The organism is Achromobacter sp. EB05, from assembly GCF_044232075.1.
GTDB lineage: Bacteria > Pseudomonadota > Gammaproteobacteria > Burkholderiales > Burkholderiaceae_B > Achromobacter > Achromobacter dolens.
In genome coordinates, this window is record NZ_CP155917.1 from 6170656 (window position 1) to 6186773 (window position 16118).

Genomic DNA, 16118 nt, shown 5'->3' on the forward strand with positions numbered 1-16118 from the left:
CTTAGGCCACGTAGCACAGCACTTCGCCGCCGACGCCGTTGGCGCGAGCCTTACGGTCGGTCATGACGCCGCGCGAGGTCGACACGATAGCCACGCCCAGGCCGTTCATGACCTGAGGAATGCTGGTACGGCCCTTGTAGATACGCAGACCGGGGCGCGAAACGCGTTCGATGCGCTCGATGACCGGACGGCCAGCGTAGTACTTCAGGGTGATCTCGAGCTCAGGCTTGGCCTGGGTGCCCTTGATTTCAAAGCTGTCGATGTAGCCTTCGTCCTTCAGCACGGCGGCAATGGCCGCCTTCAGCTTCGAGGAGGGCATGCTCACCGTAACTTTGTCCACTTGCTGCGCATTGCGAATGCGGGTCAGCATATCGGCGATGGGATCGCTCATGCTCATATTCTTTCTCCTACCAGCTGGCCTTGGTGATGCCGGGGATTTCACCCTTCATCGCCATTTCACGCAGTTTGTGGCGCGTCAGGCCGAACTTGCGGAACACACCGCGCGGACGACCGGTGACCACGCAACGGTTACGTTGACGCGTCGGGTTGGCATTGCGCGGCAGCTGTTGCAGCTTGAGCCGAGCTTGGTAACGTTCTTCGTCGGTCTTCGACTGGTCGTCGATGATCGACTTCAACTCAGCGCGCTTGGCGGCGAACTTGTCAGCCAGCTTGGCGCGCTTGATGTCGCGATTGATGAGGGAAAGTTTAGCCACGTCATCAGCCCCTTAGTTACGGAACGGGAAGCTGAAGGCCGTCAACAGCGCCTTGGCTTCTTCGTCGGTCTTCGCGGTGGTGGTGATGCTGATGTTCAGCCCACGCAGCGCGTCGATCTTGTCGTACTCGATTTCGGGGAAAATGATCTGCTCTTTCACCCCGATGTTGTAGTTGCCACGGCCGTCGAAAGCACGACCCGAGATGCCGCGGAAGTCGCGCACGCGAGGCAGCGCAACCGCCACCAGGCGATCCAGGAATTCGTACATGCGTTGACCACGCAGCGTGACCATGCAACCGATCGGGTAGTTTTCGCGGATCTTGAAACCGGCGATAGCCTTCTTGGTCTTGGTCACGACAGGCTTTTGGCCAGCGATCTTGGTCAGGTCCGAGACAGCGTGCTCGATGACCTTCTTGTCGGCGACGGCTTCCGAGACACCCATGTTCAGGGTGATCTTGGTGATGCGCGGCACTTCCATGGCGCTCTTGTAGCCGAACTTGGCCTGCAGGTCGCCAGCGACCTTGCTCTTGTAGAAATCTTGCAAACGAGACATGTCTATCGCCCCTTACGCCTTGGCGCCGACAACGGCACCATTGGAACGGAACACGCGAACCTTGCGGCCTTCGACTTCTTGCACGCCGACGCGGTCGCCACGACCGGTGGCGGGGTTGAAGAGCGCCACATTCGAGATGTGGATCGGCATGGTCTTTTCGACGATGCCACCCGGGTTGTTGGCCATCGGGTTGGCTTTCACGTGCTTCTTGACGACGTTGACGCCTTCGACCAGGACGTGGTCGGCATCGACGCGCGCCAGCACGGTACCGCGACGCTTCTTGTCGCGGCCGGTCAGGACGATGACTTCGTCGCCTTTACGAATGTTGTTCATCGTAGGGCTCCTTACAGCACTTCCGGGGCCAGCGACACGATCTTCATGAACTTCTCGGTACGCAGTTCACGCGTAACGGGTCCGAAGATGCGGGTGCCGATGGGCTCCAGCTTGGCATTGAGCAACACGGCGGCATTGCCACCGAAACGAATCAGCGAACCGTCCTTACGGCGCACGCCCTTGGCGGTACGAACCACCACGGCATTGTAAATTTCGCCTTTCTTGACGCGTCCGCGCGGAGCCGCATCTTTGACGCTCACCTTGATGATGTCGCCGATACCGGCATAACGGCGCTTGGAGCCACCGAGCACCTTAATGCACATGACATGACGCGCACCAGTGTTATCGGCCACGTCCAGCGTGGTCTGCATTTGGATCATGATTTTTCCTGTTCCAACTTAACTGGAAATACGGTTTTCCCCAAAAAAGGGAACACTGCAATTCCTGCCAGTTTTGGTCCCGTCAGGTCAGCCGCCCTGCTTTGTTGCTGGCTGGTCTTGAGCTTTCGCCCTGAAACCATCAGCTGGTGGCAACGCAACGACCCTGGGTTGAAATCCTGCGGGTATTCCCCCAACACGTTGGCCCGGCTAGTTCCAGGCCAATCGACAATCTGGGAAAGCTGACCATTCTAGCCTGGTTAGATTTTGAGCGCAAGGCCTTTGTTGAGATAGTGAGCAAATACGCGACAGCGCCTGTGGACAACCGTCGCGTTTCCCCCCGGTCAGGGGCCGAATTAATCCGCCCCCGTTTTATCCCGGTAGTAATTGCGTTCCCAGGCGTCGTGGTTCGCCTTGCCGCGCCGGATCTCGTCGGTGAACGGCGCCGCCATCAACACCAGCCGGTTCAGCCAGCGGATCGGCGCCCGGCAGGGACGTTCGAAGTCGACGAACAACACCGCGCGGGTGCCGTCCGTGTCATTGTGCACCTGGTGCGGATAGAGGTCGTCGAACACCACGGCCTCGCCTTCCTTCCAGTGGTAGCGCTCGCCGCCCACCTCGATCCAACAGCGTTCGGCCGGCTGCGGCACCAGCAGCCCCAGGTGCAGGCGCAGGACGCCGTTGTAGGGGCCGGTGTGCAGCGGAATGCGCTTGCCCGGCTCGAGGATGGAATAGAACGCGGTGCGCAGGCCGGGAATCTCGCGCAGCGCCTGGGCGGTGGCCGGACAGCGCGCCAGGTTGCGGTCCGAGCGCAGGCCGTAGCCCATGAAGACGAAGGTCTTCCACTGGTCGTCGGAGGTAATCATGCCGACATCCGGGGACAGTTCATGGAAGGACGGCAACTGCTCGCGCTCGGCCAGCAGGGCCATCAGCTCGGCGCGGATCGCGGGCGCCTGCGCCTCGAGGCGGGCGATCCAGGGGAACTGGCGGTTCTGGAAGATCGGGTGGTCCCCCACCAGGGAGGCTCGCGCGATGCGGTGGCGCAACCAGTCGATGAAACGGAAGAAGGCGCGGGAATAGACACTGGGCTGGCTGGGCGGACGCGTATCGGCAGGTTGCACAATAGGTATCTATATAGACTTCCAAAGATGCATCATTTTGTCCATGGCGCACCTGGGGCGCAAGTGCCGGCCATTGGCTCCTAGCCGGCGACGGAGATTGGCCCTCCCCGCGGCGGACAAGCTGGTTTAGACTGGCATGGGCGATTGCGATCGCTACCCACTCCTATTTCGCAAGGAAAGACAGGCATGTATGAACAGTTGGCGCTGTATATCGACGGCGAATTCGTCGCCGGCGAGGGCAGGCGCACCCAGGACGTCATCAACCCGGCCACGCTGGAAGTGCTCGGCCAGCTGCCTCACGCCACCGAAGCGGATCTGGACCGTGCGCTAGCCGCCGCCCAGCGCGCGTTCGAATCCTGGAAGAAGTCTTCTCCCATGGATCGTTCGGCCATCCTGCGCAAGGTCGCCACCCTGTCGCGCGAGCGCGCCAAGGAAATCGGCCGCAACATGACGCTGGACCAGGGCAAGCCGCTGGCCGAGGCCATCGGCGAAGTCACCTCCTGCGCCGAACACGCCGACTGGCACGCCGAGGAATGCCGCCGCATCTACGGCCGCGTGATCCCGCCGCGCAACCCGGACGTGCGCCAGATCGTGGTGCGCGAGCCGATCGGCGTCTGCGCCGCCTTCACGCCCTGGAACTTCCCCTACAACCAGGCCATCCGCAAGATCGCCGCCGCTCTCGGCGCCGGCTGCACGGTGGTGCTGAAGGGTCCGGAAGACTCGCCCAGCGCCGTCATGGCGATCGCCCGCATGTTCCACGACGCCGGCCTGCCCAAGGGCTGCCTGAACATCGTCTGGGGCGAACCGGCCAAGATTTCCGACTACCTGATTCGTTCGCCGATCGTGCGCAAGGTGTCGTTCACCGGTTCCGTGCCGGTGGGCAAGCAGTTGGCGGCGCTGGCCGGCGCGCACATGAAGCGCGTCACCATGGAACTGGGCGGCCACTCGCCGGTGCTGGTGTTCGACGACGCCGACATCGACCGCGCCGCCACCATGCTGGCCAAGTTCAAGGTGCGCAACGCCGGCCAGGTGTGCGTCTCGCCGACCCGTTTCTACGTCCAGAACGGCGCCTACGAGCAATTCCTGGCGCGTTTCTCCGACGTGCTCAAGAACATCAAGGTCGGCGACGGCCTGGAAGCCGGGACCGACATGGGCCCGCTGGCGCACGAGCGCCGCGTGCCCGCCATGAGCGCCTTCATCGACGACGCCAAGAAGCATGGCGGCAAGGTGGTCGTCGGCGGCGGCCCGCTGGACCGCAAGGGCTTCTTCTTCGCCCCCACCGTGGTGACCGACCTGCCCGACAACTCCATGCTGATGACCGAGGAACCCTTCGGCCCGGTGGCGCCGGTGGTCCGCTTCACCGACACCGATGAAGTGCTGGCGCGCGCCAACAGCCTGCCGTTCGGCCTGTCTTCCTACGTCTTCACCAATTCGCTGCAGACCGCCACCAAGGTCTCCAACGGCCTGGAAGCCGGCATGGTCAACATCAACCATTTCGGCAGCGCGCTGGCCGAGACGCCGTTCGGCGGCATCAAGGACAGCGGCATCGGCAGCGAAGGCGGACTGGAAACGTTCGACGGCTACCTGGTCACCAAGTTCATCACGCACATCTGATCGCTATTGTTCGCGACAAGGCCCGCGCAAGCGGGCCTTTTTCATTGCTGCGCCGCACGCCACTCGCGCGGCGACACGCCGAAGCGGCGCCTGAACAGGCGGCTGAAATGCGAGGGGTGGGCAAAGCCGGCCTGGTACGCCAGTTCGGCGATGCCGCGGTGACGCTGGGCCGGGTTCAGCAGCAGTTCGCGGCAGCGCTCCAGGCGCTGATCGAAGACGAAACTTTCCACCGAGAGGTCGCCCGCCTGGAAGATGCGGTGCAGGTAGGCCACCGACAGGCCGCAGCCCTGCGCCACCCGCTGCGGCGACAGCGCCGGGTCGGCCAGGTGCTGGCGAATGTAGGCCATGGCGCGCTGGCGATGCGCCATGGTCACGCTGCTGTCGGCTTGCGACGCATGCCCCTGCCCCGGCTGCACCAGGAACAGCACGATCAGGTCGATCAGCCGTTCGCCCAGTTCGGCCGCTTCCGCCGGCGACCAACCGTCCAGCCCCTTGAAAAGGTGGTCCATGTAGCTGGCCAGCATCGCGCCGCGTGGCGACCCGTCGTCGACGCGCAGCTTGTAGAAGGGACCGATGCGCGAATCGCGCTGAGACAGCGCGCTGCGCGGGAACGACACGCTCAGGCTGCGGTAGCCGTCGGCGCCAAGCGCGGTGGCCTGGTACGGCAGGCTCTGGTTCATCAGGTAGACGCAGCCGGGCTCGACCTGGAATTCGCGGCCCTGCTGCACCACGGCCAGCGGCCCGGCCAGAGGCAGACCGAAGGTGTAGAACTCCTGGTCCAGCCGCGAGGCATTGCCGGGCGTGCGCTCGATCCTCTGTCCCTGATAGTGCAGGTCGTTGAACTGCAGGCTGGCGCGCCGCACATAGCGCACGTGGCCGGCGAATTGGCCGGCCTGGCCATGGTGCACCTCGAACGGCCCGAAGGCATCCGACAGGGCCGCGCGCCATTGCTCGTACCGCTCGGCGCCAGCAACGGCCGAAGTGGCGAATTCCGTGTCGGGCATGGCGCGGTCTCCTGGTTCGCGGGGTCGCCGGGGGCTCGTGACCCTGCGTCTACATATTCTTGACTCACCCTGCCGCGGGCGGTCCGGCGCATTGTGGCCGCGCCTGGCGCAAGTCTATAGTCAGCGCCACAAGCATACAACCTGGACAACCCGGGAGGAGACGCATGGCCAACGCGCCCGCACAGGCCGCTCGCCACACGCCGGCTTCGCGCTATCTGCGCTGCGAAGGCCGCGAGCTGCATTACACCGAATGGGGCCGTCCGGACGCCCCCGCGCTCATCATGTGGCACGGCCTGGCCCGGACCGGCCGCGACTTCGACGAACTGGCGCAGGCGCTGGCCGGCGACTACCGCATCCTCTGCCCTGACACGATCGGCCGTGGGCTGTCGCAATGGAGCCCCGATCCGGTGGCCGAGTACCGGCTGGATTTCTACGCCCGGCTGGCGCGCGCCCTGCTCGACGGCCTGGGGCTGGGCCGGGTGCGCTGGGTCGGCACCTCGATGGGCGGCGCCACCGGCATGTACGCCGCCGCCACCACGCTCAAGGACCGCATCACACACCTGGTGGTCAACGACATCGGGCCGTCGCTGCCGCAGCCGGCCATCGACCGCATCATGGCCTATGCCGGCAGCCCGCCGGCCTTCGACACCGTCACCGAACTGGAATCCTGGCTGCGCGCCGCCTACAAGCCGTATGGCTGGCAGAGCGACGAGCAATGGCGCCGCATGGCCGAGACCTCGGTGCGCCGCCTGCCCGACGGCCGCGTCACGGCGCACTACGATCCGGCCATCGTCGGGCAGTTCCAGCATCATCCGGCGGACTACGAGCGCTGGACCGAATACGACACGCTGCGCATGCCGCTGCTGCTGCTGCGCGGCGCCGATTCCGACCTGCTGCTGCCCGAGGTGGCCGAGGCCATGACCCGCCGCGGCCCGCGCGCGCGGCGCATCGATTTTCCGGATTGCGGCCACGCGCCAGCGCTGAACGTCGCGCCGCAGATCGAGGCCGTCCGCCAATTTCTCGCCACGCCGGCCGCCGACGCAACCGCCGGCGCCCACTAGGACCAAGGAGACTCCCATGAAACGCATCCTGCTCGCCGCGCTGGCCGGCCTGTGCCTGAGTTCGGCCGCCATGGCAAAGGACTTCGTCGTGGCGCACGTCTACGACAAGACCGGGCCGCTGGAGGCCTACGCCAAGCAGACCCACAACGGCCTGATGCTGGGCCTGGAATACGCCACGCAAGGCACCATGACGGTGGCCGGGCGCAAGATCCGCGTGATCGAGAAGGACAACCAGGGCAAGCCCGACGTCGCCCGCGCCCAGCTCGCCTCGGCCTACGCTGACGACAATGCCGACATCGCGGTGGGCCCGACCTCGTCGGGCGTGGCGCTGGCTATGCTGCCGATCGCCGAGGAGTACGAGAAGATCCTGCTGGTGGAACCGGCGGTGGCCGATTCGATCACCGGCGACAAGTGGAACAAGTACATCTTCCGCACCGGCCGCAATTCATCGCAGGACGCCATCGCCAACGCCGTCGCCTTCGACCAGCCGGACACGTCCATTGCCATGCTGGCACAGGACTACGCGTTCGGCCGCGACGGCGTCAAGGCCTTCAAGGGCGCGCTCAAGCAGGCCAGGATCGTGCATGAGGAATACCTGCCGGCCAACGCCACCGACTTCACGGCGGGCGCGCAACGCCTGTTCGATGCGCTCAAGGACAAGCCGGGCCGCAAGATCATCTTCATCCTGTGGGCCGGCGCCGGCAATCCGTTCAAGATCGCCGATCTCGACCCCAAGCGCTTCGGCATCGAGATCGCCACCGGCGGCAACACGCTGGCCGCGATGACGCCGCTCAAGTCGCTGGCCGGCATGGAAGGCGCAACCTATTACTACTACGGCATCCCCAGGAACCCGATCAACGACTGGCTGGTGGCCGAGCACCAGAAGCGCTACGGCCAGCCGCCGGACTTCTTCACCGCCGGGGGCATGTCGGCCGCCATCGCCATCGTGACGGCGCTGAACAAGAGCGCCGGCAAGAGCGACACCGACACGCTCATCAAGACGATGGAAGGCATGAGCTTCGACACGCCCAAGGGCAAGATGACCTTCCGCCCGGAAGACCACCAGGCCATGCAGTCGATGTACCACTTCCGCATCAAGAACGATGCCTCGGTGCCGTGGGCGGTGCAGGATCTGGTCAAGGAAATCACGCCCGACCAGATGGCGGTGCCGATCCAGAACAAACGCTGAGCCCTGCCCTTCATGCTGGAAACCCAATCGCTCACGATCCGCTTCGGCGGCCATGTGGCCGTCAACGCGGTGAGCTGCCGCTTCGCGCCGGGCAGCCTGACGGCCATCGTCGGGCCCAACGGCGCGGGCAAGACCACCTATTTCAACCTGATCTCGGGACAACTACGCGCCAGCGCCGGCTCGGTGCGCCTGAATGGCCGCGACCTGACCGGGCTGTCGGCGCCGGCGCGCATGCATGCCGGCCTGGGGCGCGCCTTCCAGTTGACACAGCTTTTCCCGCGCCTGTCGGTGCGCGAGAACGTGCGGCTGGCGTTGCAGTCGCGCCAGCAGGGCCTGGGCTGGCGGCAGATCCGCTTCTGGCGCACGTGGGACGATGATCGGACACTGCTGACGCGCGCCGACGCGCTGCTCGAACGCACCCGCCTGACGGCCCGCCGCGACCAGGCCGCGGCCGACCTGCCGCACGGCGACCAGCGCAAACTCGAGATCGCCATGCTGATCGCGCTGGAGCCGCAGGTGTTCATGTTCGACGAGCCCACCGCCGGCATGAGCGTGGACGATGTGCCCGTGGTGCTGGACCTGATTCGCGAGATCAAGGCCGACGCCTCCAAGACGATCCTGCTGGTGGAACACAAGATGGACGTGGTGCGCGAACTGGCGGACCGCATCGTGGTGCTGCACAACGGCGAATTGATGGCCGACGGCGAGCCCGCCGAGGTGATCGCCTCGCCGATCGTGCAGCAGGCCTACCTGGGCGCCGCCCTGCCGGAGAAGACGACATGAGCGGCGCCACCTTGCTGGAACTGAAGGACGTGCACACGCACATCGGCGCGTATCACATCCTGCACGGCGTGGATCTGTCGGTGCCGGCCGCCGGCGTCACCATGCTGCTGGGCCGCAACGGCGCCGGCAAGACCACCACGCTGCGCACCGTCATGGGCCTGTGGAAGGCGACGCAGGGCCACATCGGCTTTGATGGCGCCGCGGTCGGCGGCCCGGGCGTGCGCACCTCGCCGCCCGACATGGCGCGCCAGGGCATCGCCTACGTGCCGGAGAACATGGGCATCTTCGCCGACCTATCGGTCAAAGAGAACATCCTGCTGGCCGCGCGCCAGGCGCGCAGCGCCGCGCAGTTGGACACCGCGCGGCTGGAATGGATCTTCGGCTTCTTTCCCGCGCTCAGGAAATTCTGGCTGTACCCCGCCGGCAAGCTGTCGGGCGGCCAGAAGCAGATGCTGGCCGTGGCGCGCGCCATCATCGAACCGCGCCGCCTGCTGCTGGTCGACGAGCCCAGCAAGGGCCTGGCGCCCGCCATCATCCAGAACATGATCGACGCCTTCATGGAACTCAAGCAGGCCTCCACCACCATCCTGCTGGTGGAGCAGAACTTCAACTTCGCGCGCCAGGTGGGCGACCACGTCGCGGTCATGGACAACGGCCGGGTGGTGCACGCCGGCGGCATGGCCGAACTGGCGCAGGACGACGCGTTGCAGACCCGGCTACTGGGCCTGTCGCTGGGAGCGCATCAGTGAGCGCCGCCGATATCGATACACCCCTGCCGCAGACCCGCGCCGACCTGCGCCCGGTGCTGCTGGTGCTGGCGCTGGCCGCCATCGCGCTGCCGCTGGTGGGTTCATTCTCGACCTGGGTGACGCTGACCTTCGCCGGGCTGGCGATGGGCATGATCATCTTCATCGTCGCCTCGGGCATGACATTGGTGTTCGGCCTGATGGACGTGCTGAACTTCGGCCACGGCCTGTTCATCGCCATCGGCGCCTACATGGCTGCCACGGTCCTCGGCGCGATGTCCGACTGGACCCAGTCCGGCAGCCTGTGGCTGAACCTGGCCGCGGTGCTGCCCGCCCTGATCGTCGGCATGCTGGTGGCCGGCGCGGTGGGCGTGGCATTCGAGCGCGTGATCGTGCGGCCGGTCTATGGCCAGCACCTCAAGCAGATCCTCATCACCATGGGCGGCATGATCATCGGCGAAGAGATCATCAAGATGCTGTGGGGCCCGCAGACGCTGTCGCTGCCTCTGCCCGAGGCGTTGCGCGGCGCGCTGCTGGTCGGCGATGCGGCCATCGAGAAATTCCGCATCGTCGCGCTGGTGGTGGGCCTGGCGGTGCTGGGCGGCATGCTGTGGCTGCTGAATCGCACCAAGCTCGGCCTGCTGATCCGCGCCGGCGTCGAAGACCGCGAGATGGTCGAAAGCCTGGGCTACCGCATCCGCCATCTGTTCGTCGGCGTGTTCGTGGCCGGCTCGATGCTGGCCGGCCTGGGCGGCGTGCTGTGGGGGCTGTACCAGCAGTCCATCGTGCCGCAACTGGGCGCGCAGGTGAACGTGCTGATCTTCATCGTCATCATGATTGGCGGCCTGGGGTCGACGGTGGGCTGCCTGATCGGCGCGCTGCTGGTGGGGCTGATGGCCAATTACACGGGCTTCCTGATACCCAAGGCCGCGCTGTTCTCGAACATCGCGCTGATGGTCGCCATCCTCCTGTGGCGACCGCAGGGCGTGTACCCGGTCACGAATCGCTAGGAATCGCACTCATGTCCTTCCGCCTGCTTTCCGGCGATCCGCCGCGCAGCGCGCTGCTGGCGGTCATGCTGGTCGCCATCGTCATCGCGCTGGCCGCCGCGCCGTTTCTGTTTCCCGGCCCCAAGTCGCTGGCCGTGGCGGCCAAGATCCTGGTGTTCGTGATCCTGGTGGCCAGCTATGACCTGCTGCTGGGCTACACCGGCATCGTCAGCTTCGCCCACACCATGTTCTTCGGCATCGGCGCCTATGGCGTGGCGATCGCCAGCCTGCGCCTGGACGCCAACTGGCTGTCGGTGCTGGCGGGGACGGCCGCGGGACTGGCCGTGTCGCTGGTGTTCGCGCTGGTGATCGGGCTGGCCAGCCTGCGCGTGCGCGCCATCTTCTACGCCATGATCACGCTGGCGGTCGCGGCGGCGTTCCAGACGCTGGTGTCACAGCTATCCGACCTGACCGGCGGCGAGGACGGCCTGAACTTCAAGGTGCCGCAGATGCTGCGCCCGGCCTACCGGCCATTCGCCGAGCCGCTGTTCGGCGTGACCATCGACGGCCGCATCATCACCTACTACCTGATCGCCGCCGTCTGCGTGGCGCTGTTCCTGATGCTGCTGCGCATCGTCAATTCGCCGTTCGGCCGGGTGCTGCAGGCGATCCGCGAGAATCCGTTCCGCGCCGAGGCCATCGGCTACCGCACGGTGCTGTACCGCAGCCTGTCGAACCTGCTGGCGGCGGCCTTCGCCACGCTGGCCGGCGCGCTATATGCGCTATGGCTGCGCTACAACGGCCCAGACACCTCGCTGTCGTTCGAGATCATGCTCAACATCCTGCTGATGGTGGTGATCGGCGGCATGGGCACGATGTACGGCGCGGTAATCGGCGCCAGCCTGTTCGTGTTCGCGCAGAGCTATCTGCAGGACGGACTGCACGTGATCCATGACGCCGTCGCCGGCGTGGCGCCGCTGGCGCTGCTGTTCGAGCCGGACCGCTGGCTGCTGTGGCTGGGCATCCTGTTCGTGCTGTCGGTGTACTACTTCCCGACCGGGATAGCCGGGCGCTTGCGTGAGCTGGCGCGGCGGCGCTGACTGCCGGACAGGGATGCGGTGTGCCGCCAGGCACACCGCATCCCGCGCGCGTCACTTCACGCGGCTGCGCAGGTCATCCACGCTGCGCTTGACCTCGTCGATGCGGCGTTGCAGGTCATCGACCTTGCGGCCGCCGGAATCGTTGGCGCTGCCCAGTTGCGACACGCTGCGCGACAGCTTGTCCAACTCGTTTTTCTGGCTGTCCACCTGCCGTGACAGCTTGTCCAGTTCGCCCTTCTGGCTGTCGCTGCTGCGGCCGCCGTCGCCCTGTCGGCGTTCCAGGTTGGCGATCTTCTGCGCCTGCTCCTCGATCTTGCGATTGAGCGCATCATTGCTGGCGCGCAACTGCTCCAACGCCTTGCCCTGATCGGCGACACGCTGCACCAGATTCTCCAGATCGCGCACGGTCATGCCGGCGCGCACCCGGCTGTCGTTGCCGACGACCACCAGGCTGTCGTCCCAGGGACGGGAAATGACCTGGTCCTTCAACACCGCCTGGGCCGAGGCGGCAAAGGCTGCCGAGCCTGTGGCGACCAGTAGCGCCAACCGCAACAACGCGACTTTCGAGACCGTGACACGCATATGCCTGACTCCTGATGGGGACGCTGTCCAGGCGCGGTTCGCGCCAGGTGCCCAGTTATATCAGGCCGATCGCGGTCCGATCGCGGCGCGCATTCGACAGTTGCTTCGGCGGGTTTCAAAGGACGGCGCCGCGCGGCGCCAGGCGGACAGAACGCCTAGCGCCCGCCCTGCCGCATCGTGTCGGCATCGCGCCGCAGATCATTGACCCGACGCTGCATCGTGTCAACGCTGCGCTGCGCGGCGCCGCCCAGTTGCGAGCCCGACGGCGTCGGCGCGAGCGGCGCCATGTTCATCGGCGCGCCGTTGTTCAGGGGGATCATCGCCGGCGGATAGGGGTCGACCGTGGCCGGCTTCTGCGTCAAGAGGCGCTCCAGCACCTGCAGTTGGTCGCGCTGCGCCTGCAACGCGCGTTCGTTATCCAGCACGGCCTGCTCGCCTTCATCGTCAGTGCCGAAAATGGCGGCGTGATCGAGCGACAGGCCATCCAGGCGCACGCGCGGGTCGGGGCCGGCGTTCAGGAGGCTGCGGCCGAGCGCGGCGGGGTCAGACGTGGGCATCACAACGCCGGCCGGCCCTGCCGGCGCGACGCCCCCAGCGTCCATGGCGCCGGCCGGCGGTTGGCCTTGCGCCAGCGCGGATGCGGCGGCCAGGCCGCTCACAGCCAGCCACCCGAGCGCAAGCCCCTTCCTGAAACCTCGCATGATGTCTTCGTTCCCCGAGGGCACGCGGCGCGGCGTTCAGCGCCCGCCCGTTCATCCGTGCCGCGGGTAGTTTAACTTTCCGGCCGGCCGCGGACCACGCGCGGCCTCAGGCGGCGCATGTATCGAGCTTGTTGGCCATTTCGTCGAACGTGTCCATCAACCGTCTGGTCTTCGCCAAGCCATGCTTGGCGCGGTAGGTGGCGGCCAGGCCCAGGAACCGCTCCGTGGTGCTCCGCGGGTCGACGCAGGCGAGGTACATGGCCATCTGTTCGCCGGTCAGTTGGTATGGGCGCACCATCGCGATCAGGCATTCGCAATCGACCACGACGATGTCGGCATCCGGATCGCGCGGCGGCTTCGCGGGAGCGGGCTGCGCCGTCGACCCCACGGGAGTCGTCGCCGGGGTGGTGCACCAGTTCCGCAATGCATCCGTGCCGTCGCGGCCGGCGGCTGAAACAGCCAGAATACCGCGGCTGCGTGCGCCGATACCGAGATCCCCAGCGCCACGGGCCGCAGCCAGCCTCGCGCATACGCATGCTGTTGGACGCTCTCTATCGCCATGGCCGCCTCGACGCTGCGTGTAGACAGGCACAGGTATATCAAGCATCCGGATACAGTCCATTTCCCGCACGGCGATATTTGCTGCAACCGGTTTCATTGGCACTGGCCGCGGCGACATTCAGAACCCCACGCGGTCCTCGGCGGCCAGGGGCGCGCCCAAGTCGCGTTCGTCCATCTCCCAGATCAGGAGACGCGGCGGACTCTGCTTCCAGGCGGGACTCTTGAAGTACGCCTGCGCCGCGCCGCCGAACTTGCCGCCGTCGCGGGCGAAGTTGCCGACCGCCACGCCGAGGTCCCGTGACAATTGCGGCAGGAACTCCGAGGTGCGCGAGAACGAGGTGCCGACCAGCGCCAGCGACGGCAAGGCGCTGTCGCCGAACAGGTCGTCGGCATCGCCGGCCGACGCGGCGGCCTCCGGCGTGTAGGTATGCAGCGCGACCACTTCGGCGCGCGGCTGCCAGGCCAGCGGCAGCCAATCGACCCCGGCCAGCCGCACCAGGTCGCCAGGCCGTGGCGCGGGAGGCTGGGCAGTGACGCGCCAGCGCTGCGGCGCCTGCAGCGCGACGCCGCTGGCGCGCACCTGCTCGGCGACGGCGCGCGCGGCGGCGCCGGCGCCGGCCTCGGTCCAGTGCGAGTCGTTGCGGTAATAGGCGTCCTGCGGCACGCCGCGCAGCGCGGCGCTCAGATCGACCGTCGCCACGCCCTGCGCGCGCAGCACGCCGACCCAGCTCGACAGCCGGTCCTCGAAGCCCGCCGAACGGTGCAGGCCGCACAGGCGCGCGGACTCGATGCGGCTCTTGTCCGGCACCACGGCCACCAGCAGCCGGATGCCGCGGGCAGCCAGCGCGTCGCGCAGCGACACGACGATGCGGGCCCGCTCGGCCTGGTTCTCGCGCGCGGCGGGATGGGGCTGCAGTTCATCGCCCAGGAACAGCCAACCGTCACAGCCCCGCCGCACGCGCGGGCCCAGGTCGCCCAGCGTCAGCCAGCCCAGGCCACGTTGCAGGCGCGCGGCCTCGCTGCTGAATGTCATGTCGGCCAGGCGCAACGACAGGTCGTGCGTGACGCCGCCATCCAGCACGCGCGGCAGCGAGGTGTCGTCCGGCAGCACGTCGTGGTCCAGGCTCCACCAGATGTTGCTGAGCATGGCGCCGGCCATGAAGAGCACCAGCGCCACGCCGGCGAGCTGGCTGGCGCGGCGGTTGGCCACGGAGGCATGGGCTATGGGCGGCGGGGCCGGGGTATCGTGATGGGCGCTCATCGTCTCCGGCCTCAGAATTGGAAGTAGAGGAAAGGCACGGCGCCGCGCGCCGCGATCAGCGCGTAGGCCAGCAGGAAGCCGGCCACCGGCCACACCGCGCTCCAGGCCGTGCGCAACATGCCGGCCGGCCGCGCCGACCACCACGGCTGCCAGGCGGGCAGGATGACGCACATGATGCCCAGCGCGGCGGCCAGCCAGTGGGTCGGCCGCAGCACATACAACATCGAATCGCCCAGGCCGATGCCATTCAGGCCGAACTGGCCCCGATACATGGCCAGCGCGGCATGAAAGTCGACCGCGCGGAAGATGGTCCAGGCCAGCATCACGAACAACAGCGTGGCGACGCGCGACAGCCAGCCCGGCAGCGCCGGCAGGCTATTGCCGCTCCAGGCGCGCGCCACGGCCAGCGCGGCGCCATGCGCCAGGCCCCACAGCAGGAAGTTCCAGCTCTCGCCGCCATGCCAGAGACCGGCGATGCCCATGGTCAGCAGCAGGTTGCGATAGGTCTTCCACACGCCCAGGCGATTGCCGCCCATGGGAATGTACAGGTAGTCGCGGATCCAGCTCGACAGCGACAGGTGCCAGCGCCGCCAGAAGTCCTGGATGCTGCGCGCCAGGTAGGGGTTGTTGAAGTTCTCCGGCAGGTGAAAGCCCATCATCAGGCCCAGGCCGATGGCCATCGCGCTATAGCCGGCGAAGTCGAAGAACAGTTGCAGGGTGTAGGCGCCGCAGCCGATCCAGGCGTCGGCCAACGAGGGCGTACGCAGGGCGAAGGCGGCATCGACCACGGGCGCCAGCGTATCGGCCACCAGCACCTTCATGCTCATGCCGATCATGAAGCGGCGCGCCCCCAGGCAGAAATTGCGCCAATCCATGGTCCGATGGGCGATCTCCTTCTCGACCCAGGCCCAGCGGATGATGGGGCCGGCGATCAACTGGCCGAACATGGCCTTGTAGGCGGCGAAGTCGATGAAGTTGCGTTCGGCGCGCACGTCCTGGCGATAGACGTCCACCAGGTAGGAGATGGCCTGCAGCACGAAGAAGGACAGGCCCGCCGGCAGCGCCACCCGCTCCCAGGCCAGCGGCACGGCGCCCGCCATGGCTGCAACGTCGTTGAACGTCGACACCAGGATGTTGGCGTACTTGTACCAGCACAGCGCCGCCACATTGGCCGTCAACAGCAGGGTCAGGAGCACCTTGCGGCGATGGCCGGCGCGCAACTGCTCCAGCATCAGGCCGCCGGCCCATGCCACGACGGTGACCGCGACCAGCAGCAACAGGTAGATTGGCTTGAGCCAGCTATAGAAAATCCAGCTACCGACCAGCAGCACGAAATTGCGCGCGGGCTGCGGCGTCAGCGCGTAGACGACGAGGAACAGCGGCAGGAACAGCGTCAGGAATTCGAGGGACGCGAAGACCATGGCGGAGGGT

19 protein-coding genes are annotated in these 16118 nt (G+C 66.7%); 7 read left to right on the plus strand and 12 right to left on the minus strand.

Translation table 11 applies throughout. The annotated features are described in order from the left end of the window. Position 1: 1 nt before the first annotated feature. From rpsH to AAID08_RS28230, 6 genes are all read right to left on the minus strand, one after another. Positions 2-397 (minus strand): 30S ribosomal protein S8, encoded by a 396-nt coding sequence (gene rpsH, locus AAID08_RS28205; protein ID WP_006216525.1) that lies wholly within the window; start codon positions 395-397, stop codon positions 2-4. Between the two features lie 10 nt (positions 398-407). After that, positions 408-713 (minus strand): 30S ribosomal protein S14, encoded by a 306-nt coding sequence (rpsN, locus tag AAID08_RS28210; protein ID WP_006227037.1) that lies wholly within the window; start codon positions 711-713, stop codon positions 408-410. A gap of 12 nt (positions 714-725) precedes the next feature. Next, entirely contained in the window at positions 726-1265 is a 540-nt protein-coding gene (gene rplE, locus AAID08_RS28215; protein ID WP_006389624.1) for a 50S ribosomal protein L5, read from the minus strand. Between the two features lie 12 nt (positions 1266-1277). After that, on the minus strand, positions 1278-1598 hold the full coding sequence (gene rplX, locus AAID08_RS28220) for a 50S ribosomal protein L24 (RefSeq protein ID WP_006389623.1): 321 nt from the start codon (positions 1596-1598) through the stop codon (positions 1278-1280). Between the two features lie 11 nt (positions 1599-1609). Beyond that, on the minus strand, positions 1610-1978 hold the full coding sequence (gene rplN / locus AAID08_RS28225) for a 50S ribosomal protein L14 (protein ID WP_006216531.1): 369 nt from the start codon (positions 1976-1978) through the stop codon (positions 1610-1612). 353 nt (positions 1979-2331) lie between these two features. Then, positions 2332-3096 (minus strand): aspartyl/asparaginyl beta-hydroxylase domain-containing protein, encoded by a 765-nt coding sequence (locus AAID08_RS28230; RefSeq protein ID WP_395757193.1) that lies wholly within the window; start codon positions 3094-3096, stop codon positions 2332-2334. A gap of 186 nt (positions 3097-3282) precedes the next feature. On the opposite strand from AAID08_RS28230, the gene AAID08_RS28235 reads away from it, so the two are divergent. After that, positions 3283-4710 carry an NAD-dependent succinate-semialdehyde dehydrogenase gene (locus tag AAID08_RS28235; protein ID WP_006389621.1) on the plus strand — a complete coding sequence of 476 codons (1428 nt, stop codon included), beginning with the start codon at positions 3283-3285 and terminating at the stop codon, positions 4708-4710. A gap of 41 nt (positions 4711-4751) precedes the next feature. On the opposite strand, the gene AAID08_RS28240 is transcribed toward AAID08_RS28235, so the two are convergent. Further along, a complete protein-coding gene (locus AAID08_RS28240; protein ID WP_054500243.1) occupies positions 4752-5714 on the minus strand; it encodes a helix-turn-helix domain-containing protein in 963 nt (320 codons plus the stop codon). A 164-nt stretch (positions 5715-5878) separates the two neighbouring features. Between AAID08_RS28240 and AAID08_RS28245 the strand changes: the two genes are divergently transcribed. Genes AAID08_RS28245 through AAID08_RS28270 form a run of 6 tightly spaced genes read left to right on the plus strand, consistent with a single transcriptional unit; the run spans position 5879 to position 11582 of the window. Then, entirely contained in the window at positions 5879-6775 is an 897-nt protein-coding gene (locus tag AAID08_RS28245; protein ID WP_395757194.1) for an alpha/beta fold hydrolase, read from the plus strand. A 16-nt stretch (positions 6776-6791) separates the two neighbouring features. After that, a complete protein-coding gene (locus AAID08_RS28250) occupies positions 6792-7964 on the plus strand; it encodes a substrate-binding domain-containing protein (protein ID WP_054500241.1) in 1173 nt (390 codons plus the stop codon). Between the two features lie 12 nt (positions 7965-7976). Next, positions 7977-8747, plus strand: a complete 771-nt coding sequence (locus tag AAID08_RS28255; protein ID WP_144656143.1) for an ABC transporter ATP-binding protein — start codon at positions 7977-7979, stop codon at positions 8745-8747. Next, complete coding sequence (locus AAID08_RS28260; RefSeq protein WP_175167908.1) at positions 8744-9496, plus strand: ABC transporter ATP-binding protein; 753 nt, start codon at positions 8744-8746, stop codon at positions 9494-9496. The genes AAID08_RS28255 and AAID08_RS28260 overlap by 4 nt, the downstream gene beginning before the upstream one ends. Beyond that, entirely contained in the window at positions 9493-10503 is a 1011-nt protein-coding gene (locus tag AAID08_RS28265; protein WP_144656146.1) for a branched-chain amino acid ABC transporter permease, read from the plus strand. The genes AAID08_RS28260 and AAID08_RS28265 overlap by 4 nt, the downstream gene beginning before the upstream one ends. An 11-nt stretch (positions 10504-10514) precedes the next feature. Then, complete coding sequence (locus AAID08_RS28270; RefSeq protein ID WP_054500237.1) at positions 10515-11582, plus strand: branched-chain amino acid ABC transporter permease; 1068 nt, start codon at positions 10515-10517, stop codon at positions 11580-11582. A 51-nt stretch (positions 11583-11633) separates the two neighbouring features. Here AAID08_RS28270 and AAID08_RS28275 read toward each other — a convergent pair whose 3' ends face one another. The 5 genes from AAID08_RS28275 to AAID08_RS28295 all read right to left on the minus strand — a co-directional run bounded on the left by AAID08_RS28275 (position 11634) and on the right by AAID08_RS28295 (position 16108). After that, positions 11634-12164: a hypothetical protein gene (locus AAID08_RS28275; RefSeq protein WP_395757195.1), complete on the minus strand. Its 531-nt coding sequence runs from the start codon at positions 12162-12164 to the stop codon at positions 11634-11636. 155 nt (positions 12165-12319) lie between these two features. Beyond that, the gene (locus tag AAID08_RS28280; RefSeq protein ID WP_231132895.1) at positions 12320-12721 is read right to left on the minus strand and encodes a hypothetical protein; all 402 of its coding nucleotides are present in this window, start codon (positions 12719-12721) and stop codon (positions 12320-12322) included. A gap of 250 nt (positions 12722-12971) precedes the next feature. Next, on the minus strand, positions 12972-13523 hold the full coding sequence (locus AAID08_RS28285; RefSeq protein WP_395757196.1) for a hypothetical protein: 552 nt from the start codon (positions 13521-13523) through the stop codon (positions 12972-12974). A gap of 21 nt (positions 13524-13544) precedes the next feature. Further along, entirely contained in the window at positions 13545-14687 is a 1143-nt protein-coding gene (locus AAID08_RS28290) for a cell division protein FtsQ (RefSeq protein WP_054500234.1), read from the minus strand. An 11-nt stretch (positions 14688-14698) separates the two neighbouring features. After that, positions 14699-16108, minus strand: a complete 1410-nt coding sequence (locus AAID08_RS28295) for an MBOAT family protein (RefSeq protein ID WP_116791308.1) — start codon at positions 16106-16108, stop codon at positions 14699-14701. Between the last annotated feature and the right edge of the window lie 10 nt (positions 16109-16118).

Bases quoted from the DNA above. Each gene is read 5' to 3' on its own strand.
- rpsH (WP_006216525.1), bottom strand. From the start codon at position 397: ATGAGCATGAGCGATCCCATCGCCGATATGCTGACCCGCATTCGCAAT.
- rplE (WP_006389624.1), bottom strand. From the start codon at position 1,265: ATGTCTCGTTTGCAAGATTTCTACAAGAGCAAGGTCGCTGGCGACCTG.
- rplX (WP_006389623.1), bottom strand. From the start codon at position 1,598: ATGAACAACATTCGTAAAGGCGACGAAGTCATCGTCCTGACCGGCCGC.
- rplN (WP_006216531.1), bottom strand. From the start codon at position 1,978: ATGATCCAAATGCAGACCACGCTGGACGTGGCCGATAACACTGGTGCG.
- AAID08_RS28235 (WP_006389621.1), top strand. From the start codon at position 3,283: ATGTATGAACAGTTGGCGCTGTATATCGACGGCGAATTCGTCGCCGGC.
- AAID08_RS28240 (WP_054500243.1), bottom strand. From the start codon at position 5,714: ATGCCCGACACGGAATTCGCCACTTCGGCCGTTGCTGGCGCCGAGCGG.
- AAID08_RS28245 (WP_395757194.1), top strand. From the start codon at position 5,879: ATGGCCAACGCGCCCGCACAGGCCGCTCGCCACACGCCGGCTTCGCGC.
- AAID08_RS28250 (WP_054500241.1), top strand. From the start codon at position 6,792: ATGAAACGCATCCTGCTCGCCGCGCTGGCCGGCCTGTGCCTGAGTTCG.
- AAID08_RS28255 (WP_144656143.1), top strand. From the start codon at position 7,977: ATGCTGGAAACCCAATCGCTCACGATCCGCTTCGGCGGCCATGTGGCC.
- AAID08_RS28260 (WP_175167908.1), top strand. From the start codon at position 8,744: ATGAGCGGCGCCACCTTGCTGGAACTGAAGGACGTGCACACGCACATC.
- AAID08_RS28270 (WP_054500237.1), top strand. From the start codon at position 10,515: ATGTCCTTCCGCCTGCTTTCCGGCGATCCGCCGCGCAGCGCGCTGCTG.
- AAID08_RS28275 (WP_395757195.1), bottom strand. From the start codon at position 12,164: ATGCGTGTCACGGTCTCGAAAGTCGCGTTGTTGCGGTTGGCGCTACTG.
- AAID08_RS28280 (WP_231132895.1), bottom strand. From the start codon at position 12,721: ATGCCCACGTCTGACCCCGCCGCGCTCGGCCGCAGCCTCCTGAACGCC.
- AAID08_RS28285 (WP_395757196.1), bottom strand. From the start codon at position 13,523: ATGAAACCGGTTGCAGCAAATATCGCCGTGCGGGAAATGGACTGTATC.
- AAID08_RS28290 (WP_054500234.1), bottom strand. From the start codon at position 14,687: ATGAGCGCCCATCACGATACCCCGGCCCCGCCGCCCATAGCCCATGCC.
- AAID08_RS28295 (WP_116791308.1), bottom strand. From the start codon at position 16,108: ATGGTCTTCGCGTCCCTCGAATTCCTGACGCTGTTCCTGCCGCTGTTC.